Consider the following 21,905-nt stretch of genomic DNA (forward strand, 5'->3'; position numbering starts at 1 on the left):
ATCATGAGGTGAGCCTGAGGACGGCGCCAGTGGCGGCTGCGACGGACTCAGGGGGTGGTGGTCAGGAGCGCTTCGGTGATCTTCTGGCAGTTGTCCATGCCGTACTCGTAGCCCTTGTTGATGGGGTAGCGGAGCATCACGCCCATCGTCCAGGTGTCGCCGATCGCCAGGCAGTTGACGTGGATCTCCTGCTCACGCGTACGGTCGACCCAGCCGTTCTTGATGGCGATCTTCTTGGCCTCGGCGGCCGGGAACGCCTTGCGGATGCCGAAGTCGCCCGCGCCGCGCACCAGCCGCATCTCGTTGAGCAGCCACTTGGTCCACTTGGCTCCGGCGGCGCGGCCGTCGGCGATGCAGTTGCCCAGCCGGGCGGTGTCCCGCGGGGACAGCTCGGTGCGGCTCCAGCCGAGGTCGCTGGAGACCTTGCTGTCGGTCAGGTCGCAGGTGGAGAGCAGCCGCTTGATCGAGGCCGACCGGCCGATCTGGGTGTAGAGGGCCTCGGTCCGTTCGTTGTCGCTGTCCCTGATGATCTTCGTCAGGTCGTCCAGCTTCGCGTCGCTCGGGGTCTGCCCGGCGTCGGCCGTACGGCGCAGGTAGTCGGCGACGATCCAGGACTTGATCAGGGAGGCCGTGGTGTTGGTCTCGTCCATGTCGGCCGAGCCGACGATCTCGCCGGAGCGCCGGTCGAGCACACTCCAGCCGTACCAGCCGTCGATGTCCAGGTCGAGCTTGCGCGCCTCGAACGGCAGCGGCTCGGGCTCCGGCGACGGGCTCGGTGACGGCGACGGACGCGAACTGCCGTCGGTAACGTTGCCGGTGCGGGCTGCCGGGGCGGTGACGGTGTCGGTCCGCCCCCACTGGGCCGCGGCGGTGGACTCGAAGGGTGAACCGGGTAGCAGGCGCAACGAGACCAGGACCAGCCCGACCAGGACGGAGGCGATGGCCATCAGGCGTAACGGCGATGTCTCGCCGGTACGGCTGCGGCGCTTGGGGGCCGCCATCAGAGCTTCCCGACCGGCTGCTGCGGCACCTTGAGGGCGCCGCCGGGCTGCGGGGTCACCAGTTGGGACGCCACGCTGGCGCAGACCTCGGAACCGTAGTCGAGCCCGCTGCTGTGCGGGTAGCGAAGCATCACCGCGAGACTCCACTTCTTGGTCACCGCGAGGCAGTTGACGTGCCAGTTGCCGTCGTAGCTGAGCGGCGTCCAGCCGTTCTTGATGCTCACCGGACCCTGGCTGATGATCGACTCGGGCAGGCCGTCGATGATGCCCCACCGACCGCCGCCGGCACGGGCGCGCTGGTCACGGGCGGCGGTGCTGCCGCGTACCTTGCTCATCTCGGCGAGCAACCACTTGGTCCACTTCGGGCCGGCCGCCCTGCCGTCGGCGATGCAGTCGCCGAGCCGGACCGCGTCCCGGGGGGACATCCGGGTGAAGCTCCACCAACCCTCGTAACCCTTGACGTTGCCCCGCTTGGTGTCGGTGAGGCCGCAGATGCTGATCGCCCGCTTGAGCACCGGTCCGGGTTGACCGCCGGCCGGCACCACGTACGAGCCGCCGGCGGCCCGGTAGACGGCGTTGGTGGCGTCGTCGTCGCTGTCCCGGATGGCCCGGCTGGCCGCCTTCTTCAGCGTCGCGGTGGGCTCCTCGTCGCCCAGTTGGCGCAGGTAGTCGGCGACGATCCAGGCCTTGAGCATCGACTCGGTGGAGCTGGTCGCGGCCAGGTTCTTCGAGCCGGAGATCTTGCCGGTCTCGCGCTCCATCAATGCCCAGGAGAAGAACTCGCCCTTGAAGTTGACCGATACCTTGCCGGCGGCGAGGGTCGGTGGCGGCGGGGGCTCGGGAGTGGGCGCGGCGACGCTTTCCGGTGCGCCACCGCCCGGCCCGGCGGAGAGCCGGGCGTACGCGGTCGGCACCAGCATGACGCCGCCGAGCAGCACCGCCGTAACGGCGAGCACCATGGTCACGCGAGATCGCATGAGCGGGTGAGCTCCAGATGTCAGGCCGGGGGGACCGGCTTGTTGCCAGGACTGATCGCTGCGGATCGCCGCTGGGCCGGGGGACTGTGGCCCTTCTCGGTGGCGATCGTCGTCAGCCGATCGGTGTGACGTCGGAAGTCTACGTGCGGTTTTGCGGCACGCCAGGTTCCGACACCGCGCAACTCGCGGTGAAGGCGGGATAACCAACCGCTATGCGGCGGTTGCGAGGATTTGCCCATCGGATGTGACCCAAGTCATGGCTTTCGGTCGTCACAATCGGCGCTCGGCCGGTAACGAAGGGCGGTTTCGCATTTCTATGACACCCTCTGGCTTATTGCGGCGCCAGCTGTAACACTTAGTGCATGTATGGCAATGACTTCGCGGGCGAGGACGCGCCCGGCGGCCTGCTCGGTGAGGTCGAGGCGGCGGAAGCGGAACTGCGGACGGCCGCGGAGCGGGATCGCGGGGCCCCGGGCCCCGAGGAGGACCTGGCCGCCTACTTCACGGCAGTCGTCGACGCCGACCAGAAGATCGAACCCCGCGACTGGATGCCGGAGGCGTACCGCCGGACGCTGATCCGGCAGATCGCCCAGCACGCCCATTCCGAGATCATCGGGATGCAGCCGGAGGGCAACTGGATCAGCCGCGCCCCGTCGCTCAAGCGCAAGGCGATCCTGCTGGCCAAGGTGCAGGACGAGGCGGGGCACGGCCTCTATCTCTACGCCGCCGCCGAGACCCTCGGCATCAGCCGCGACGAACTGGTCGAGCTGCTGCTGTCCGGCCGGCAGAAGTACAGCTCGATCTTCAACTACCCGACCCTCACCTGGGCCGACGTCGGTGCCATCGGCTGGCTGGTGGACGGCGCGGCGATCGTCAACCAGGTTCCGCTCTGCCGCTGCTCCTACGGCCCGTACGCGCGAGCGATGATCCGGGTCTGCAAGGAGGAGTCGTTCCATCAGCGGCAGGGCTACGAGATCCTGCACACCCTGGCGCACGGCACGTCGGCCCAGCGGGCGATGGCCCAGGACGCGCTCGACCGCTGGTGGTATCCGTCGCTGGCCATGTTCGGCCCGCCGGACGGTGACTCCACCCACTCCGCGCAGTCCATGGCCTGGAAGATCAAGCGCTTCTCCAACGACGACCTGCGGCAGCGCTTCGTGGATATGTGCGTCGGTCAGGCGGAGGTGCTCGGGCTCACCATCCCCGATCCCGACCTGCGCTGGAACGAGCAGCGCCAGGCGTACGACTTCACCCAGCCCGACTACGCCGAGCTGATGCGGGTCATCTCCGGTGACGGACCGTGCAACCGGGAGCGGATGGCGCACCGGCGTCGCGCCCACGAAGCGGGCGCCTGGGTACGGGAAGCAGCCGCGGCGTACGCGGCGAAGCAGGCGAGCAAGGAGAAGGTCCCGACATGAGCAGTAGCGGATCGTCCCCCCTCTGGGAGGTCTTCGTCCGGGCCCGCCGTGGCCTGGCACACACCCACGTGGGCAGCCTGCACGCGCCCGACGCCGAACTCGCCCTGCGCAACGCCCGTGACCTCTACACCCGGCGGCAGGAGGGGGTGTCGATCTGGGTGGTGCCGGCTGGCGCCATCACCGCCTCCAGCCCCGACGAGAAGGACGCCTTCTTCGACCCGGCCGCCGACAAGGTCTACCGCCACCCGACCTTCTACGACGTCCCAGACGGCGTGGCCCACCTGTGATGCTGCGAGCCCCGCAGTCGCGAACGGAGAGGAACCCGTGAACGGACCCTTCGCCTTCACTCTCGCGCTCGGCGACGACGCGCTGATCGCGGCGCAACGGCTGGCCGAGTGGACCACCCGGGCACCCGAGATGGAGGAGGACATCGCGCTGGCCAACATCGCCCTGGACCAGCTCGGGGCGGCCCGGCTGCTGCTGTCGTACGCGGGCGAGTTGGAGGGCGCGGGCCGGGACGAGGACGCGCTGGCGTACCTGCGTGACGACCGCGAGTTCCGCAACTGCCTGCTGGTCGAGCTGCCCAACGGTGACTTCGCGGTGACCATGGCCAAGCTGCTTCTGCTCTCGGCCTACCAGCTGCCCCTCTACACGGCGCTGTCACGCTGCGCCGACGAGCGGCTGGCCGCGATCGGTGGCAAGGCCCGCAAGGAGTCCGCGTACCACCTGGACCACGCGGCGCTCTGGGTGAAGCGGCTCGGCGAGGGGACGCCGGAGTCGCACCGGCGGATGCAGGCCGGCATCGAGGAGGTCTGGCCGTACGTCGGGGAGTTGTTCGCTGGCTGGCCGCAGGCACCGGTCGACCCGGCCACCCTGCGGGCCGACTTCGACGAGGTGGTGTCGGCGGTGCTCGCCGAGGCGACGTTGACCGTGCCCGAGTCGGCGTGGGCGCCGGCCGGCGGGCGGGACGGGCTGCACACCGAACATCTGTCGTACCTGCTCGCCGAGATGCAGGTGCTGCATCGGGCCCATCCGGGGGCGCGATGGTGACCCGGTGGGGTGCGGCGTGCCGGCGGCGGTGAGCGACGCCCGCGCGGCCGTGGCGGCGGTGGTGGACCCGGAGATCCGGGTGGTCACCATCGAGGATCTCGGCATCCTGCGCGACGTCGAGGTGGAGCCGGGCACCGGGCGGGTGGTGGTGACGATCACGCCCACGTACACCGGTTGCCCGGCGATGGACGTGATCCGCGCCGACATCCGGCGCGCGGTCACCGCGGCCGGCCACCCCGACGTCGAGGTTCGCACGGTGCACAGCCCGGCCTGGAGCACCGACTGGATCAGCGATGCCGGGCGGGCCAAGCTGGCCGCGGCGGGGATCGCCCCGCCGGCCCCGGTTCGGCGCGACGGGGTCGTACCGCTGACCCTGACGGTGCGCTGCCCGCGCTGCGGCTCGCCGGAGACCGAGCAGCTCAGCCGGTTCGGCTCCACCGCGTGCAAGGCACTCTGGCGCTGCCGCGCCTGCTCCGAACCCTTCGACACTGTGAAGGCACTGTGACTGTCACCATCACCCGCCCGGCTCGCCGCCGGCCGGTGTTCCAGCCGTTGCCCGTCGCCGCCGTCGACCGGCTCACCGCCGACGCGGTCGCGGTCACCTTCGCGGTGCCCGAGGAACTGCGCGCGACCTTCGCCTTCCGTGCGGGCCAGCACCTGACGGTGCGGCTGCCCGCCGATGCCGTGGCCGACGCACCGGCGGCCGGCGAAGACGTCCGTCGCTCGTACTCCATCTGCTCCACGCCGGAGGAACTGGCCCGGCACGGGCGGTTGCGGATCGGCGTGCGGGAGATCCCCGGCGGGGCCTTCTCGTCGTACGCCTGTGGGGTGTTGCGCAACGGCGACACGGTGGAGGTGCTGCCGCCGCTTGGGCACTTCACCACGGAGTACCGGCCGGACCGGACCCGCCGTTACGGCGCGGTGGTCGCCGGCTCGGGCATCACACCGGTGCTGTCGCTGGTCGCCACCGTGCTGGCCGTCGAGCCGGCCAGCACCTTCACCCTGGTGTACGGCAACCGCACGGCCAACAGCGTGATGTTCGCCGAGGAACTGGCCGACCTGAAGGACCGGTATCCCACCCGGCTGCACCTGGTGCACGTGCTCTCCCGGGAGCAGGGCGAGTCACCGTTGCTCTCCGGGCGGATCGACGCCGAGCGGCTGGGCCGGCTGTTGGCGACCATCGTGCCCGGCGACGCCATCGCCGAGTGGTTTCTCTGCGGCCCGTACGGGCTGGTGGTGGACGCGAAGGCGGTCCTCACCGGGCGGGGCGTGCCGGAGTCGGCGGTGCACGCCGAGCTGTTCCACGTCGATGCGGCGCCGGCACCGGTGCGCCGTCCCGGCGACGAGCCCGGCGCCGGCACCGAGGTCACCATCCTGTTGGACGGTCGTTCGTCGAGCTTCACCATGCGCCGCGACGAGCGGGTGCTGGACGCGGCGTTGCGGGTTCGCGGCGAGCTGCCGTACGCCTGCAAGGGCGGGGTCTGTTCGACCTGCCGGGCGAGGGTGGTCTCGGGCGAGGTCGAGATGGCCCGCAACTACGCGCTGGAGCCCGACGAGGTGGCCGCCGGTTACGTGTTGACGTGTCAGTCCAGCCCGCTCACCGAGACCCTCGTGGTCGACTACGACGCGTGACGTGTGATCGCCGGCCACGAGAGGTGGCCCAGGGGGCCTCGGCTCCTGGTCACCGGTCGTGGCGCCGGGTCGCGTTGTCGCCGGTGCCGTGCGGCCGGGCAACTGGTCGCGTCGACGGTTGAACGCATGGCGCCCCGCCGCCGTCAGGGAGTGGAGTCGCCGCAGCGGCGACCTCTCCGGTCGAAGGGAAGCTATGCGCAAGTTCACCTCTCTGGTTCTCGCCGCGGCGATGGCGTTCGTGGCGATGGACGCGGTGGCCGCCGCGCCCGCCCGAGCTGCGGCCACCCAGGAGTACGTCGCTCTCGGTGACTCGTACGCCTCGGGGGTCGGGGCGTACCCGTACGACTCCGCCAGCGGCGCCTGCCTGCGTAGCCCGAAGAGCTACCCCCGGTTGCTCGTCTCCGCGCTCGGCGGGTACACGTTGAAGGACGTCACCTGTAGCGGTGCCACCATCGCGGACGTGCGTGGAAAGCAGCTCTCCGCGCTGAGCGGCAAGACCGCACTGGTCAGCATCACGGTGGGCGGTAACGACGCACAGTTCTCCTCGGTGGCGAGGGGTTGCCTCACCGAGAGCGAGTGGTTCTGCGAGACGGCGACGATGTACTCGTCGTACTACGCCAGGAACCAGATGGTGGGTGAACTCGCCGGCCTGTACAGCGAGATCAAGCGCCGCGCTCCCCGCGCCAAGGTGGTCGTACTCGGCTACCCGAGGCTGGTCGCCCGGACCGGCTCGTGCGGTGCGATCAGCCCCAGCGCCACCAAGCGCGCCAACATGAACGCCAACGCGGACGCGGTGGCCGAGGGCACCCGGACGGCGGCCGGCCGGGCCGGCGTCACCTTCGTCGACATGCGTCCGGTCCTCGCCGGGGCCGAGGCGTGCAGCCCCAAGCCGTTCCTGCACGGGGTCGACCTGACCCGCCTCACCGAGACCTTCCACCCCACCGGTGAGGGGCACGCCGCGTACACCCTCATGCTCGCCGCCCACCGTTCCTAGCAACCACGTGTGGATCTTGGTACGGGGGCGTCCGCTCTCGTACCAGGATCTGTGGACGTGTTGCGCGGCGGGCGGGAGGGGAGTGGGTCACAGGTCGGCGGCGCCCTTGCGGGTCGCCGCGAAGGCTCGGCGTAGGCTCGGTGGCGTGACGACGAGCCGGGAGATCGACGACATCCTGCACCGTGGCGCGGCCGGTGGGCGGATCACGCCCGAGGAGGCCCTGCTGCTCTACACCGACGCGCCCCTGCACGCCCTCGGTGAGGCCGCGGACGCGGTGCGTCGGCGGCGCTACCCGGACAACGTCGTCACGTACCTGATCGACCGCAACATCAACTACACCAACATCTGCGTGACGGCGTGCAAGTTCTGCGCCTTCTACCGGGCGCCCAAGCACCAGGAAGGGTGGACCCACCCGACCGAGGAGATCCTGCGCCGCTGCGGCGAGGCGGTCGAGTTGGGTGCCACCCAGGTCATGCTCCAGGGCGGCCACCACCCGGACTACGGGGTGGAGTACTACGAGGAGTTGTTCTCCTCGGTCAAGCAGGCGTACCCGCAGCTCGCCATCCACTCGATCGGGCCGAGCGAGATCCTGCACATGGCCAAGGTCTCCGGGGTGAGCCTGGACGAGGCCATCGCCCGGATCAAGGCCGCCGGGCTGGACTCGATCGCCGGTGCCGGCGCCGAGATGCTGCCGGAGCGACCGCGTAAGGCGATCGCGCCGCTGAAGGAGTCGGGTGAGCGCTGGCTGGAGGTCATGGAGCTGGCGCACCGGCAGGGCGTCGAGTCGACCGCGACGATGATGATGGGCACCGGCGAGACCGCCGCCGAGCGGATCGAGCACCTGCGCATGATCCGCGACGTGCAGGACCGTACGCAGGGCTTCCGGGCCTTCATCCCGTGGACGTACCAGCCGGAGAACAACCACCTCAAGGGCCGGACCCAGGCGACCACCCTGGAGTACCTGCGCCTGGTGGCGGTGGCCCGGCTGTTCTTCGAGACCGTGCCGCACCTGCAGGCCTCCTGGCTGACCACCGGCAAGGACGTCGGCCAGCTCGCGCTGCACATGGGCGTCGACGACCTCGGCTCGATCATGCTGGAGGAGAACGTCATCTCCTCGGCCGGTGCCCGCCACCGGTCGAACCTGCACGAGCTGATCGGGATGATCCGTTCCGCCGACCGGATCCCAGCCCAGCGGGACACCCTCTACAACCGACTCGCCGTGCACCACACCCCCGCCGACGACCCGGTCGACGAGCGGGTGGTCTCGCACTTCTCCTCGATCGCGTTGCCCGGTGGCGGGGCCGGCCGTTCGCTGCCGCTGGTCGAGGCGAACTGACCGGCTGGCCCGACGCGACCGACAACCGGTCCGACCGTCCACCGGATCTCACGGCTGGTCACGACCCGGGAACGCTGGGTCAGTTGCGGCATGTGCCGGTCGGTCAGCCGAACGGCTTACCGCGGCCGTCCGCCTGGGCAGAAGCATGCCGCGGTGTGGGCCCGGATGGGTGTGCTGTCGGGCAGCAATAGCCATCAATCCGGACAATCCTTAAGTGAGCATTAGCCAGCCAGGTCGCGGTTGGGGTGTTGCGGGGTAGCGCGGGTGATCGATGGCGGATAACGTCCCCGCCCGTACGTTTCCAACACCCCACGGGGAGACCACTTCATGATCTTCCGCACCCGCCGTGTCGCGAGCCTCGCCACGGCCGCGCTGCTTGCCTCGGGCGCCTTCGCCGCCCTTGGCGCGCCGGCCTACGCCGCCGGGACCGAAACGGACCTGGCGATCACCGCGGCCGGCACCCGGTTCACCGACGGCGTCGAAGGCAAGTTCGCCTGGGCCAAGATTGCAAACCAGGGCGAGGGTACGCCGAGCAAGGTCCTCATCAAGGTCGACGTCTCCAAGGTGGACGACGAGAAGCTCTTCTTCGTTCCGATCACGAACGGCGAGTGCAGCGCCACCGGTGAGACCAAGCTCGAGGTGTTCACCTGCGAGCTGGCCAAGGACGAGATCCCGGGGCCGGGCGAGACCACCGAGGTGCTGATCGTCCTGGTCAAGGCCGACGAGGGCGTCACCGGGCCGTACACCGCGCCGGTGACCATCAGCATCGAGTCGGACGACGACACCGATGACAGCAACAACAGCATCGAGGTCGACGTCGAGTTGACCCCGGAGAGCGGCGTCGACCTGGGCGTGATCGTTCCGGACGTGAAGACCAGCTTCGACTTCGAGACCGGGACGGAGGGCAAGAAGCTCCTTCCCGGTGACACCGCCGTGGTCTACGGCGAGATCGTCAACCAGGGCAACCGGACCGCCAAGGGCCTCAAGCTGACCTTCCAGCTGCCCGAGGGCGTGACGGTCCTGCCGATCGAGGGCTGCGACGTCAGCGACGACGAGCGCACCGTCGTCTGCGAGGACAAGAACTTCGCGTTCGAGTCGGATCTGCTGTTGTTCATCGAGCTGCCGATCGTGGTGGACGCGGACCTCGACGTGCCGGCCACCCTCAAGGGCGGTTCGCTGGAGGCCACCTCCTTCGGCGTGCTGTCGCCGGAAGCCCGGGTGAGCGCCCAGGCCAAGAAGCCGGGCTTCGCCAAGGCCCAGGTGCGTAAGGCCGAGGAGTCGGACTTCGCCGACCTCGACCCGTCCGACAACTCGGACGACTTCGCGGTCATCCTGGCCGCCCCGGCCGGCGGCGGTGGCGGTGGCGGCGGTCTGCCGGTCACCGGTGTGCAGGCCGGTCTGATCGGTGGCGTCGGCGCGGCCGTCGTGGTCGCCGGTGCGGCGATGTTCCTGGTCGCCCGCCGTCGCCGGGTGGTCCTGGTGACCCCGGGTGACGAGAAGTCCAACAGCTGAGGTTCGTCCTCTATCGGCCCGCGCGGGCCGTTCACATAACGCACGGCAGTACGGGCGGGATGGGTGACCATCCCGCCCGTACTGTGTGTGCCGGCCGGCGGTGACCCTGGCCGCAGTCCGGTTCCGGCCGGGCTGGCAGAGTGGAGGGGTGAGCCGTACCCCGCAGGGCCAGCGCGCCAGCCTGGACAAGCAGCCGCACGAGGTCGCCGCGATGTTCGACGGCGTGGCGGCCCGATACGACCTGACCAACACCGTCCTCTCCTTCGGGCAGGACCGGTTCTGGCGGCGGGCCACCCGGACCGCCCTCGGCCTGCGCCCCGGTGACCGGGTGCTCGACGTGGGTGCCGGCACCGGAGTGTCCACCGAGGAGCTGGCCCACTCCGGGGCGTACGCGGTCGGCGCCGACCTGTCGCTCGGCATGCTGTCCGCCGGAAAGCGCTCCCGTCCGCACGTGCCGCTGCTGGCCGGGGACGCGCTACGGCTGCCCTTCGCCGACGCCACCTTCGACGCGGTGACCATCTCCTTCGCGTTGCGCAACGTCAACGACACCGACGCGGCGCTGCGCGAACTGGCCCGGGTGACCCGGCCGGGCGGCCGACTGGTGATCTGCGAGTTCAGTACGCCGGTCAACCCCGCCTTCCGCACGGTCTACCTGTCGTACCTGATGCGTTCCCTGCCGTCGGTGGCCCGGGCCGTCGCCAGTAACCCGGACGCGTACGTCTACCTCGCCGAGTCCATCCGGGCCTGGCCGGACCAGGCGGCGCTGGCGGCCCGGGTGGCCGCGGCCGGCTGGGGTCGGGTGGCCTGGCGCAACCTGACCGGCGGTGTGGTGGCCCTGCACCGCGCCACCCGGGACTGATTGCGGTATTTATAGTGATGTCCTGATTTGGCGGCATTCGCCGCGTAGGCTGTCCGGCATGACGGATCCGAAGGACGCGGCGACCGGCGACGCCGTGGAGTTGGTCGACCAACTTCGCGAGCTGGCCGGTGCGGATCCCGCCGAGGTGCGCCAGGTGGTCTCCGAGGTGCTCGCGGCCCTGGACCGGGCCGCCGGGGGCACCCTGCGCGAGCACCTGCCGGCGACCATCCGCGCCGGCCTGGACGCGATAACCCCGACCCGGCCCTGACTCCTCGTCCCCGCCCGCGCGCCGCTCCGTTGATCAAGGGATAGCGGCGGATCCGGGCGTGCGGCGCGCCCGATCGACGCGGCTGGGCGCGTTTCCAGGAGGTTAGGGCGCCCTAACAACGCGAGCATATGGCACCGGTCATAGACTCCTTCCGGCTGGCTTGTGAAGCATTTCACGAGCAGGCGGGGAGGAGGTCCGGATGACTGCGGTGGAGAACGACGCCGACGTGATCGTCGTGGGCGCCGGTCCCGGTGGATCGGCGACGGCGTACCACCTGGCGCGGCACGGCGTACGTGTGCTGCTGCTGGAGAAGACCGAGTTCCCCCGGGAGAAGGTCTGCGGTGACGGGCTGACGCCACGCGCGGTGCGTCAGCTGATCCGGATGGGTGTGGACACCTCGCCGGAGGCCGGCTGGCTGCACAACCGGGGACTGCGGGTGATCGGCGGCGGGGTCCGGCTGGAGTTGGACTGGCCAGACCTGGCGAGTTTCCCCAACTACGGCCTGGTGCGTACCCGGCTGGACTTCGACGATCTGCTCGCCCGGCGGGCGGTCGACGCCGGGGCCAAGCTGCGTACCAACGTCAACGTCATCGGCCCGGTGCTCGACACGGACGGTCGGGTGATCGGGGTGCAGGCCGAGGACGGCCCGGACAAGGCGCCAGCCACCTTCCACGCGCCGCTGGTGGTCGCCGCCGACGGTGTCTCGGGTCGGTTCCCGCTCGCCCTCGGGTTGGCCAAACGCGAGGACCGGCCGATCGGCGTGGCGGTACGGCGCTACTACCGCTCCGAGGTCCGGCACGCCGACGACTACCTGGAGTCCTGGCTGGAACTGCGGGCCAAGGGCACCGGCGCGCTGCTGCCCGGCTATGGCTGGATCTTCGGCCTCGGTGACGGCCGGGTAAACGTGGGTCTCGGCATCCTCAACTCCTCCTCGGCGTTCGGCAAGACCAACTACCGGCGGCTGCTCACCGACTGGCTGGCCAACACGCCGCCGGAGTGGGGGATGACCGACGAGACCAACGCCGAGGGGTCGATCCTCGGTGCCGCGCTGCCGATGGGCTTCAACCGGGTGCCGCACTACACCCGGGGGGTCATGCTTGTCGGCGACTCCGGCGGCATGGTCAACCCGTTCAACGGCGAGGGCATCGCGTACGCGATGGAGTCCGGTGAGCTGGCCGCGGAGGTCGCGGTGCAGGCCCTGGCCCGACCGGCCGGCGTCGAGCGGGAGCGGGCGCTGATGGCGTACCCGCAGGAGTTGAAGACCCGGTTCGGCGGCTACTACCGGCTCGGCGGGATCTTCGTGAAGCTGATCGGTCGGCCCGAGATCATGCGCGTGGCGACGAAGCACGGCATGCCCCACCCGACGCTGATGCGTTTCGTACTCAAGCTCCTGGCCAACCTCACCGACCCGCGGGGCGGCGACGCGATGGACCGAGTGATCAATGCGATGACTCGGGTCGCGCCGGCGGTCTAGGACGCAAGGCCACCCCGCCGAAGGTCGCGGAGTGGGATGTGAATAGTGTGAATTTCGCCAACGAACGAGGGCAGGGAAGGACGAGCAGGAGAAGAAGATGTCGCTCTCGCCTTACGTACCCATCATCGGGCTTCTCGCCCTCGCCGCGGCCTTCGCGCTGTTCTCGATAGCCGCCGCCCGGTTCACCGGGCCACGGCGCTACAACAAGGCCAAGCTCGAAGCCTACGAGTGCGGAATCGAGCCCAGTCCGCAACCGATCGGCGGAAGCCGGTTCCCGGTCAAGTTCTACCTGACGGCGATGCTCTTCATTGTCTTCGACGTAGAAATGATCTTTCTCTACCCGTGGGCGGTCTCCTTCGACATCCTGCCGGTGTTCGGGTTGGTGGCCATGTTCATGTTCATCGGTGCGGTCTTCGTCGCGTACGCCTACGAGTGGCGTCGCGGCGGCCTGGACTGGGACTGAGGAAGGAACCGCAGATGGGTATCGAGGAGAAACTCCCCGCCGGTGTCCTGCTCACCTCGGTGGAGAAGCTGGTCAACTGGTCGCGCAAGTCCTCGGTCTGGGGCGCCACGTTCGGTCTGGCCTGCTGCGCCATCGAGATGATGGCCGCCGGTGGTCCGCACTACGACATGGGCCGGTGGGGCATGGAGGTCTTCCGGGCCTCGCCCCGGCAGGCCGACCTGATGATCGTGGCCGGCCGGGTGAGCCAGAAGATGGCCCCGGTGCTGCGCCAGATCTACGACCAGATGGCCGAGCCCCGCTGGGTGCTGTCGATGGGCGTCTGCGCCAGCAGCGGCGGCATGTTCAACAACTACGCCATCGTGCAGGGCGTGGACCACGTGGTGCCGGTCGACATGTACCTGCCGGGCTGCCCGCCCCGGCCGGAGATGCTGATCGACGCGATCCTCAAGCTCCGCGAGAAGATCGGTCACGAGCCGCTCGGCCCGAACGGTCGCAAGATGCTGGCCGCCCGGGAGGCGCGTGGCGACGTGCCGGTGGTGCCGTACGGCTCGATGCCGTCGTCGTACCGCAGTGACAAGGCCCGGCGGGCCGAGTGGACGAAGGCCGTCCGCGAGGGCCGCGAGGAGCAGCTGCGGATCGAGAACTGGATGAAGGCCCAGAACCACCTCCAGCCGTACCGGGGGATCAAGTGACTGACTCCAAGCCGAGTACCGGCGGCGTACCGGTTCCGGTGACGCCGGCCGGGGCGACCAGCGGCGCTCCCGCCGAGTTCCCGCCGGCCGCGCCGGCCGGCCGGGGCATGTTCGGCAACCAGGGCACCGGTGACGTCTCCGGCTTCGGTGGCCTGGTCCGGCCGCAGCACACCGTCGAGGACTCGCCCCGGCCGTACGGTGGGTACTTCGACGAGGTCCGCGACGCGCTGGAGGAGGCGTACCCCGCCTTCGGCGAGGCGGTCGAGCACGTGGTGGTCGACCGCGGCGAGCTGACCCTGCACATCCGGCCGGAGCGGATCGCCGAGGTCTGCCAGGTGATGCGGGACGACCCGGCGCTGCGCTTCGAGCTGTGCTCCTCGGTCTCCGGGGTGGACTACCTGGGTGCCGACGTCCGCCGGCTGCACGTGGTCTACCAGCTGACCTCGATGACCTACCGGCGGCGGGTGCGGCTGGAGGCCGCCGTCTCCGTCGAGGAACCGCACCTGCCCAGCGTCACCGCCGTCTACCCGACGGCCGACTGGCAGGAGCGGGAGACGTACGACATGTTCGGCGTCGTCTTCGACGGCCACCCGGCGCTGACCCGGATCCTCATGCCGGACGACTGGGAGGGCCACCCGCAGCGCAAGGACTACCCCCTCGGCGGCGTGCCCGTGGAGTACAAGGGCGCCGAGATCCCGCCGCCAGACAAGCGGAGGTCTTACCAATGACGTCGAACTACGCCAGCGAGCGCGAGACCACCGAGGGCCGGGTCTTCACCGTCACCGGCGGGGACTGGGACGACGTGGTCTCCGGCGTCGACCCGATCAACGAGGGTCGGATCGTCGTCAACATGGGCCCGCAGCACCCGTCCACGCACGGCGTGCTCCGGCTGGTCCTGGAGCTGGAGGGCGAGACGGTCCGGGAGGCCCGCTCGGTCATCGGCTACCTGCACACCGGCATCGAGAAGAACCTCGAGTACCGCAACTGGGTCCAGGGTTCGACGTTCGTGACCCGGATGGACTACCTCGCGCCGATCTTCAACGAGACCGCGTACTCGCTGGCCGTGGAGAAGCTGCTCGGCATCACCGACGAGGTGACCGAGCGGGCCAACACGATCCGGGTGCTCATGATGGAGCTGAACCGGATCTCCTCGCACCTGGTCTGGGTGGCCACCACGGGCATGGAGCTGGGCGCGATCTCGATCATGCTCTACGGCTTCCGCGAGCGTGAGTACATCCTGGAGATCTTCGAGCTGATCACCGGCCTGCGGATGAACCATGCGTACGTGCGGCCGGGCGGGGTCGCCCAGGACGTGCCGGACGAGGCGATCGTCAAGATCCGCGAGTTCCTCAAGATGATGCCGAAGCGGCTCAAGGAGTACGAGGACCTGCTCTCCGGCCAGCCGATCTGGCTGGAGCGTACGCAGAACGTCGCGGTGCTCGACGTGACCGGCTGCGTGGCGCTCGGCGTCACCGGCCCGGTGCTGCGGTCGGCCGGCCTGGCCTGGGACCTGCGCAAGACCATGCCGTACTGCGGTTACGAGGACTACGAGTTCGACGTGCCGACGCACCCCGACGGTGACGTGTGGGGCCGCTACCTGGTCCGGATGGCCGAGATGCGGGAGTCGCTCAAGCTCGTTGAGCAGGCCCTCGACCGGCTCAAGCCGGGACCGGTGATGGTGGCCGACAAGAAGATCGCCTGGCCGGCGCAGCTGGCCATCGGCGTCGACGGCATGGGCAACTCGCTGGAGCACGTCGCAAAGATCATGGGCCAGTCGATGGAGTCCCTGATCCACCACTTCAAGCTGGTGACGGAGGGCTTCCGGGTGCCGCCGGGCCAGGTGTACGTGGGCATCGAGTCACCCCGCGGCGAACTCGGCGTACACGCGGTCTCCGACGGTGGCACCCGGCCGTACCGGGTGCACTACCGGGAGCCGAGCTTCGTCAACCTCCAGGCCCTGCCGGCGATGGCCGAGGGTGGCCTGATCGCCGACGTGATCGCCGGCGGTGCCTCGCTGGACCCGGTAATGGGAGGTTGTGACCGGTGATGGTCTTCACTGACGAAACGCGGGCCCGGGCCCGGGAGATCATCGCCCGGTACCCGGCCGACCGGTCGCGCTCGGCCCTGCTGCCCCTGCTGCACCTGGTGCAGTCCGAGGAGGGTTACGTCTCCCCGGCCGGCGTGGCGTTCTGCGCCGAGGTGCTCGGCCTGAACAAGGCCCAGGTCGGTGCGGTGGCCAGCTTCTACACCATGTACAAGCGCCGGCCCACCGGCGACTGGCTGGTCAGCGTCTGCACCAACACGATGTGCAACGTGCTGGGCGGCCAGGAGGTCTACGACACGCTCGTCGAGCACCTGGGCGTCGGGCACGACGAGACCACCACCGACGGCAAGATCACGCTGGAGCATGCCGAGTGCCTGGCGGCCTGCGACTACGGCCCGGTGCTGACCGTCAACTACGACTTCTTCGACGGGGTCGACCCGCAGACCGCGGTAGGCCTGGTCGACGAGCTGCGGGCCGGCGGTCGGCCCACCCCGAGCCGGGGCGCCCGGCTCTGCACGCTCAAGGAGATGGCGGTCCAGCTCGCCGGCTTCGCCGACGAGCGCGAGGGCGCGGTCGCCGACGGGGTGCCGGGCGAGCCCAGCCTGCGCGGCCTGCGGCTGGCCCAGGAGCACCAGATCTCGGCGCCGGGCTTCGACCCGAACACCCCGATCCGCAGCACCCAGGCCGCCGACACGCCCGCCCCGGCCACCCCGGCGAAGGCCGCGCCCACCGGCAGCACCGCGCCGGACGTGCCGGCGCCGGACCGCAAGTCGCCGCAGGTGCGTACCGCCGAGACCCGGCAACCGGACGCGAAGACCGCGGTGCCGGACGCGCCCGGCACCAAGGTGCCGACCGACGGCGCGCCGCCCGCGCCGCGCGACGCCCAGGCGGCGGAGGCGGCCGGCGCGGCCGCCAACAAGCCCGCAGGTGACGCCAAGCCCGCCGGCGACGACGCCGAGGCGCAGCAGCGCAACCTCAGCGAGGCGGAGGCGGTCGGCCCCGACTCCGCGAACGACAAGGGGGCTCAGAAGTGACCACGCCTCGGCCGGAGACCCTGGCCAAACTGACGCCGGTGCTGACCAAGCGCTGGCTGTCGCCCGACGCCTGGCGGATCGGCACCTACGAGCGGCTGGACGGCTACGCGGCGCTGCGCAAGGCGCTCAAGGCGCACCCGGACGACCTGATCCAGCTGATCAAGGACTCCGGGCTGCGTGGTCGCGGCGGCGCCGGCTTCCCGACCGGGCTCAAGTGGGGCTTCATCCCACAGGGCGACGGCAAGCCGCACTACCTGGTGGTCAACGCCGACGAGGGCGAGCCGGGCACCTGCAAGGACCTGCCGCTGATGACCCACGACCCGCACTCGCTGGTCGAGGGCGTGATCATCGCCTCGTACGCGATCCGGGCCAACCGGGCGTACATCTACATCCGGGGTGAGGCGGTGCACGCCGCGCGTCGGCTGCGCAACGCCGTCCAGGAGGCGACGGCCAAGGGCTACCTGGGCAGGAACATCCTCGGCAGCGGCTTCGACCTGGAGCTGGTGGTGCACTCGGGCGCCGGGGCGTACATCTGCGGCGAGGAGACCGCGCTGCTCGACTCGCTGGAGGGCTTCCGCGGCCAGCCCCGGCTGCGCCCGCCGTTCCCGGCCACCCACGGCCTGTACGCCAGCCCCACCGTGGTCAACAACGTCGGCACCATCTCCAGCGTGCCGTACATCGTGCTCGGTGGCGCGGAGTGGTGGAAGAGCATGGGCACGGAGAAGTCCGCCGGCCCGATGATCTACTCGCTCTCCGGCCGGATCGCCAACCCCGGCCAGTACGAGTGCGGCCTCGGCATCACGCTGCGCGAGCTGATCGAGCTGGCCGGCGGAATGCAGCCCGGACACAACCTGAAGTTCTGGACCCCGGGCGGGTCGTCCACCCCGCTGCTCACCGCCGAGCACCTGGACGTGCCGCTCGACTTCGAGGGGGTGGCCGCCGCCGGTTCGATCCTCGGCACCACGGCCACCCAGATCTTCTCCGACCAGGACTGCCCGGTCTACGCGACCTACCGGTGGCTGGAGTTCTACCACCACGAGTCGTGTGGCAAGTGCACCCCGTGCCGGGAGGGCAACTACTGGATGGTCCGGGTCTACCGGCGCATCCTCGCCGGCCAGGGCACCCACGACGACCTGGCCACCCTCCTGGACACCTGCGACAACATCCTCGGTCGCTCGTTCTGTGGCCTGGGTGACGGTGCCACCAGCCCGGTGACCTCGTCGTTGAAGTACTTCAAGCAGGACTACCTCGACTACATCGAGGGACGCACTGCGCCGAAACTGTCGGAGAAGACCCTCGTAGGGGCCCACTGATGACCGACGTTGCCAAGTCCACCGAGACGGTCACCCTCACCATCGACGGTGTCGAGGTCACCGCCCCCAAGGGTGCTCTGCTGATCCGCGTCGCCGAGCAGATCGGTACCGAGATCCCCCGGTTCTGTGACCACCCGCTGCTGGCCCCGGCCGGCGCCTGCCGGCAGTGCCTGGTCGAGGTGGAGGGGCAGCGCAAGCCCGTCGCCTCCTGCACCCAGACGGTCGCCGAGGGCATGGTGGTCCGTACCCAGCTCAGCTCCCCGGTCGCCAAGAAGGCGCAAGAGGGGATCATGGAGCTGCTGCTGGTGAACCACCCGCTCGACTGCCCGATGTGCGACAAGGGCGGCGAGTGCCCGCTGCAGAACCAGGCCATGTCGACCGGGCGCACCGACTCCCGGTTCCACGAGCACAAGCGGGAGTACCCGAAGCCGCTGCCGATCAGCACCCAGGTGCTGCTCGACCGCGAGCGTTGCGTGCTCTGCCAGCGCTGCACCCGGTTCTCCGAGGAGATCGCGGGCGACAAGTTCATCGACCTGATGAACCGCTCCTCCGCCGAAGAGATCAACATCTACCGGGACGAGGACTACGGCACCGAGGGCGAGGACGGCGACGTCCCCTTCAACTCGTACTTCTCCGGCAACACGGTGCAGATCTGCCCGGTCGGCGCGCTGACCGGTACCCAGTACCGCTTCCGCGCCCGCCCGTTCGACCTGGTCTCCAGCCCGAGCGTCTGCGAGCACTGCTCGGCCGGCTGCGCCCAGCGCACCGACTGGCGCCGGGGCAAGGTGCTGCGCCGGCTCGCCGGCGACGACCCGCAGGTCAACGAGGAGTGGAACTGCGACAAGGGCCGCTGGGGCTTCCAGTACGCCCGGGCCACCGACCGGCTCACCACCCCGCTGGTCCGCGACCAGCGCACCGGTGAGCTGCGCGAGGCGTCCTGGAGCGAGGCACTGCACGTCGCCGCGGAGGGGCTGCGGGCGGCCCGCGACGGCGGTCAGGGCTCGGCGGTGCTCACCGGCGGCCGGCTGACCGTCGAGGACGCGTACGCGTACGCCAAGTTCGCCCGGGTCGCGCTGCACACCAACGACATCGACTTCCGGGCCCGGCCGGTCTCCCGTGAGGAGGCCGACTTCCTGGCCAGCTCGGTGGCCGGCAGCACCGACGTCACCTACGCCGACGTCGAGCAGGCGCCGGCCGTGGTGCTGGTCGGCCTGGAGCCGGAGGAGGAGTGCCCGATCCTCTTCCTGCGGCTGCGTAAGGCATACCTGAAGAACAAGCTCAAGGTGTACGCGATCGCGCCGTTCGCCACCCGCGGCCTGGAGAAGCTCGGTGCCAAGCTGGCCCGGGTGGTGCCGGGCGAGGAGGCCGGGGTGCTCGCCGAGCACGCCACCGTGGCCGAGGCGCTCGGCGCCGAGGGCGCGATCCTGATCGTCGGGGAGCGGCTGGCGTCCGTACCGGGTGGCCTCTCCGCCGCCGCCGAGGTGGCCGCGCGTACCGGCGCGAAGCTGGCCTGGGTGCCGCGGCGCGCCGGTGACCGGGGTGCGGTCGACACCGGCTGCCTGCCCAACCTGCTGCCCGGTGGACGCCTGGTCACCGAGCCGGCCGCCCGCGCGGAACTCGGCGAGGCCTGGGACATCCCGGCCGGGGTGATCCCGAGCCAGGCCGGCCGGGACACCGACGGCATCCTCGCCGCCGCCGCCGCGGGTCAGCTCGGCGCGCTCGTGGTGGCCGGGGTCGACCCGGCGGACCTGGCCGACCCGCGCCTGGCCGAGCAGGCCCTGGACGCGGTGCCCTTCCTGGTCAGCCTGGAGCTGCGGGCCAGCGCGGTGACCCGCCGGGCGGACGTGGTCCTGCCGGTCGCGCCGGTGGTCGAGAAGGCCGGCAGCTTCCTGGACTGGGAGGGCCGGCTGCGCCCGTTCGACGCGGTGCTGAACACCGCCGCGATGACCGACGGCCGGGTGCTCGACGCCCTCGCCGCCCAGCTGGACGCCCGGCTGGGCACCGGGGACGTGCTGAGCGTGCGGCGCGAGCTGGGTGGCCTGCCGGCGACCCGGGTGCCGCGACCCGCCGCCCCGGTGGTGGCGCCGGGATCGGTGTCGCAGCCGGGTGCCGGCGAGGCGATCCTGGCAACCTGGCACCAGCTGGTCGACCTGGGCAGCCTCACCGACGGTGACGAGTACCTGGGTGGCACCGCCCGGCCGCCGGTGGTCCGGCTCGGCAAGGGCACCGCCGAGGCGCTCGGGGTGGCCGACGGCGATCCGGTGACGGTGGGTACCGACCGGGGGGCGCTGACCCTGCCGGCGGCGGTCACCGAGATGCCGGACGGGGTGGTCTGGCTGCCCACCAACTCGCCCGGCGCCACGGTGCGGCGGAGCCTGGGCGCTACCTCCGGCGCGGTGGTGCGGATCTCCGTGCCCGGTACCACCGAGCCGGCTGCCGCGGACGCCGCCGGCCGTCCGGGCCCGCTCCTCAACTCCTCCGGGGGTGTCGCATGAAGCTACTCACTCAGGCGCCGTCGCTCACGGACTTCGGCCACGACCCGTGGTGGCTGATCCTCGGCAAGATCGTCTTTGCCTTCGTCGTCGCGCTGCTCGGCACCCTGCTCGGTGTCTGGTTCGAGCGACGGGTGGTCGGCTTCATGCAGGTCCGGCCCGGCCCGAACCAGCTCGGCCCGTTCGGTCTGCTGCAGACCCTCGCCGACGGCCTGAAGATGGCTTTCAAGGAGGACATCCTCCCCAAGGCCGCGGACAAGGTCATCTACTTCTTCGCTCCGGCGATCTCGGTGATCTGCGCGGTCACCGCGCTGTCGGTGATCCCGTTCGGCCCGATGGTGAGCATCTTCGGCCACCAGACGCCGCTCCAGGTCACCGACGTGCCGGTGGCGGTGCTGGTGGTGCTCGCCCTCTCCTCGATGGCGGTGTACGGCATCGTGCTCGCCGGCTGGGCGTCCGGCTCGACCTACCCGTTGCTGGGTGGGCTGCGCTCCAGCGCCCAGCTGATCTCGTACGAGGTGGCGCTGGGCCTGTCCATCGTGGCGGTGTTCATGCTCGCCGGCACGATGTCCACCAGCGAGATCGTCGCCGCCCAGGGCAACGGCATCACGCTGAACTTCTTCGGCGCCGAGTTCGACGGTCCGGGCTGGTACGCGGTACTGCTCTTCCCGAGCTTCGTGGTCTTCTTCGTCTCCATCGTCGGTGAGACCAACCGCCCGCCGTTCGACCTGCCCGAGGCGGAGTCGGAGCTGGTGGCGGGCTTCATGACCGAGTACAGCTCGCTGAAGTTCGCACTGATCATGCTCAGCGAGTACGTCGCGATGGTGACCATGTCGGCGTTCACCGTGACGCTCTTCCTCGGCGGCTGGTACGCGCCGTGGCCGATCAGCATCTGGTCGGGCGCCAACTCCGGCTGGTGGCCGCTGCTCTGGTTCTTCGGCAAGGTCGTCCTGCTGGTCTTCGTCTTCGTCTGGCTGCGCGGCACCCTGCCCCGGCTGCGGTACGACCAGCTGATGCGCTTCGGCTGGAAGGTGCTGATCCCGGTCAGCCTGGTCTGGATCGTCTTCCTGGCCGGCTGGCTCAAGATGCAGGACTTCGAGCGCAACGACCGCCTGATCGTGTTCGGGATCGTCGGCGGTCTCGCGCTGATCGCCGCGCTGTTCTGGCCGAGCCGCAAGGCGCGGCCGAAGCCGACCCTCGCCGAACAGGTCGAGAACCGTCCACAGGGCAGCTTCCCGCTGCCCCCGCTGGACCTGCAGGTACCACCGAGCCCGCGCACCCGGCGCATGGTCGCCGAGCGGGAGCCGGCCAACGCCCCCGCCGGCCAGGACTCTGAGGAGGTGTGA

The 21,905-nt window shown here is 70.4% G+C and carries 21 protein-coding genes; 19 read left to right on the forward strand and 2 right to left on the reverse strand.

All coding sequences use genetic code 11. From position 1 onward, the window contains the following. Nucleotides 1-47 precede the first annotated feature (47 nt). Both D2L64_RS20155 and D2L64_RS20160 read right to left on the reverse strand, forming a co-directional pair. Nucleotides 48-1,001: a serine hydrolase gene (locus tag D2L64_RS20155; protein ID WP_119578773.1), complete on the reverse strand. Its 954-nt coding sequence runs from the start codon at nucleotides 999-1,001 to the stop codon at nucleotides 48-50. After that, nucleotides 1,001-1,978, reverse strand: coding sequence for a serine hydrolase (locus tag D2L64_RS20160; protein WP_119578774.1), 978 nt, complete (start codon nucleotides 1,976-1,978; stop codon nucleotides 1,001-1,003). Before D2L64_RS20160 ends, D2L64_RS20155 begins: the two co-directional genes overlap by 1 nt. Nucleotides 1,979-2,340: 362 nt before the next feature. Between D2L64_RS20160 and paaA the strand changes: the two genes are divergently transcribed. The 19 genes from paaA (at nucleotide 2,341) to nuoH (ending at nucleotide 21,905) form a co-directional block, all read left to right on the forward strand. Next, nucleotides 2,341-3,396 (forward strand): 1,2-phenylacetyl-CoA epoxidase subunit PaaA, encoded by a 1,056-nt coding sequence (gene paaA / locus D2L64_RS20165; RefSeq protein WP_119578775.1) that lies wholly within the window; start codon nucleotides 2,341-2,343, stop codon nucleotides 3,394-3,396. Next, nucleotides 3,393-3,683, forward strand: a complete 291-nt coding sequence (gene paaB / locus D2L64_RS20170) for a 1,2-phenylacetyl-CoA epoxidase subunit PaaB (RefSeq protein WP_119578776.1) — start codon at nucleotides 3,393-3,395, stop codon at nucleotides 3,681-3,683. Before paaA ends, paaB begins: the two co-directional genes overlap by 4 nt. 37 nt (nucleotides 3,684-3,720) lie before the next feature. Continuing rightward, the gene (gene paaC / locus D2L64_RS20175) at nucleotides 3,721-4,446 is read left to right on the forward strand and encodes a 1,2-phenylacetyl-CoA epoxidase subunit PaaC (RefSeq protein ID WP_119578777.1); all 726 of its coding nucleotides are present in this window, start codon (nucleotides 3,721-3,723) and stop codon (nucleotides 4,444-4,446) included. A gap of 28 nt (nucleotides 4,447-4,474) precedes the next feature. Further along, nucleotides 4,475-4,951, forward strand: a complete 477-nt coding sequence (gene paaD / locus D2L64_RS20180; RefSeq protein ID WP_119578821.1) for a 1,2-phenylacetyl-CoA epoxidase subunit PaaD — start codon at nucleotides 4,475-4,477, stop codon at nucleotides 4,949-4,951. After that, on the forward strand, nucleotides 4,948-6,078 hold the full coding sequence (gene paaE / locus D2L64_RS20185; protein ID WP_119578778.1) for a 1,2-phenylacetyl-CoA epoxidase subunit PaaE: 1,131 nt from the start codon (nucleotides 4,948-4,950) through the stop codon (nucleotides 6,076-6,078). Before paaD ends, paaE begins: the two co-directional genes overlap by 4 nt. A gap of 193 nt (nucleotides 6,079-6,271) precedes the next feature. Then, nucleotides 6,272-7,072: an SGNH/GDSL hydrolase family protein gene (locus D2L64_RS20190; RefSeq protein ID WP_119578779.1), complete on the forward strand. Its 801-nt coding sequence runs from the start codon at nucleotides 6,272-6,274 to the stop codon at nucleotides 7,070-7,072. A gap of 145 nt (nucleotides 7,073-7,217) precedes the next feature. After that, entirely contained in the window at nucleotides 7,218-8,408 is a 1,191-nt protein-coding gene (gene mqnC / locus D2L64_RS20195; protein ID WP_119578780.1) for a cyclic dehypoxanthinyl futalosine synthase, read from the forward strand. A gap of 327 nt (nucleotides 8,409-8,735) precedes the next feature. After that, entirely contained in the window at nucleotides 8,736-9,920 is a 1,185-nt protein-coding gene (locus D2L64_RS20200) for a COG1361 family protein (protein WP_119578781.1), read from the forward strand. A gap of 148 nt (nucleotides 9,921-10,068) precedes the next feature. Then, a complete protein-coding gene (locus D2L64_RS20205; protein WP_119578782.1) occupies nucleotides 10,069-10,779 on the forward strand; it encodes a demethylmenaquinone methyltransferase in 711 nt (236 codons plus the stop codon). A gap of 58 nt (nucleotides 10,780-10,837) precedes the next feature. Beyond that, nucleotides 10,838-11,047, forward strand: coding sequence for a hypothetical protein (locus D2L64_RS20210; RefSeq protein ID WP_119578783.1), 210 nt, complete (start codon nucleotides 10,838-10,840; stop codon nucleotides 11,045-11,047). A 199-nt stretch (nucleotides 11,048-11,246) separates the two neighbouring features. Further along, nucleotides 11,247-12,521, forward strand: coding sequence for a geranylgeranyl reductase family protein (locus D2L64_RS20215; protein ID WP_119578784.1), 1,275 nt, complete (start codon nucleotides 11,247-11,249; stop codon nucleotides 12,519-12,521). A 97-nt stretch (nucleotides 12,522-12,618) separates the two neighbouring features. Continuing rightward, on the forward strand, nucleotides 12,619-12,984 hold the full coding sequence (locus D2L64_RS20220; protein ID WP_119578785.1) for an NADH-quinone oxidoreductase subunit A: 366 nt from the start codon (nucleotides 12,619-12,621) through the stop codon (nucleotides 12,982-12,984). 14 nt (nucleotides 12,985-12,998) lie between these two features. Further along, nucleotides 12,999-13,676: a NuoB/complex I 20 kDa subunit family protein gene (locus tag D2L64_RS20225; RefSeq protein WP_119578786.1), complete on the forward strand. Its 678-nt coding sequence runs from the start codon at nucleotides 12,999-13,001 to the stop codon at nucleotides 13,674-13,676. Further along, nucleotides 13,673-14,404: an NADH-quinone oxidoreductase subunit C gene (locus D2L64_RS20230; RefSeq protein ID WP_119578787.1), complete on the forward strand. Its 732-nt coding sequence runs from the start codon at nucleotides 13,673-13,675 to the stop codon at nucleotides 14,402-14,404. Before D2L64_RS20225 ends, D2L64_RS20230 begins: the two co-directional genes overlap by 4 nt. Further along, the gene (locus D2L64_RS20235; protein WP_119578788.1) at nucleotides 14,401-15,723 is read left to right on the forward strand and encodes an NADH-quinone oxidoreductase subunit D; all 1,323 of its coding nucleotides are present in this window, start codon (nucleotides 14,401-14,403) and stop codon (nucleotides 15,721-15,723) included. The genes D2L64_RS20230 and D2L64_RS20235 overlap by 4 nt, the downstream gene beginning before the upstream one ends. Next, on the forward strand, nucleotides 15,720-16,754 hold the full coding sequence (gene nuoE, locus D2L64_RS20240; protein WP_119578789.1) for an NADH-quinone oxidoreductase subunit NuoE: 1,035 nt from the start codon (nucleotides 15,720-15,722) through the stop codon (nucleotides 16,752-16,754). The genes D2L64_RS20235 and nuoE overlap by 4 nt, the downstream gene beginning before the upstream one ends. Beyond that, nucleotides 16,751-18,067, forward strand: a complete 1,317-nt coding sequence (nuoF, locus tag D2L64_RS20245; RefSeq protein WP_119578790.1) for an NADH-quinone oxidoreductase subunit NuoF — start codon at nucleotides 16,751-16,753, stop codon at nucleotides 18,065-18,067. The genes nuoE and nuoF overlap by 4 nt, the downstream gene beginning before the upstream one ends. Next, on the forward strand, nucleotides 18,067-20,562 hold the full coding sequence (locus D2L64_RS20250; protein ID WP_119578791.1) for an NADH-quinone oxidoreductase subunit G: 2,496 nt from the start codon (nucleotides 18,067-18,069) through the stop codon (nucleotides 20,560-20,562). The genes nuoF and D2L64_RS20250 overlap by 1 nt, the downstream gene beginning before the upstream one ends. Further along, nucleotides 20,559-21,905 (forward strand): NADH-quinone oxidoreductase subunit NuoH, encoded by a 1,347-nt coding sequence (gene nuoH, locus D2L64_RS20255; RefSeq protein ID WP_119578792.1) that lies wholly within the window; start codon nucleotides 20,559-20,561, stop codon nucleotides 21,903-21,905. The genes D2L64_RS20250 and nuoH overlap by 4 nt, the downstream gene beginning before the upstream one ends.

This window comes from Micromonospora radicis (genome assembly GCF_003583405.1).
GTDB classification, from domain to species: domain Bacteria; phylum Actinomycetota; class Actinomycetes; order Mycobacteriales; family Micromonosporaceae; genus Micromonospora; species Micromonospora radicis.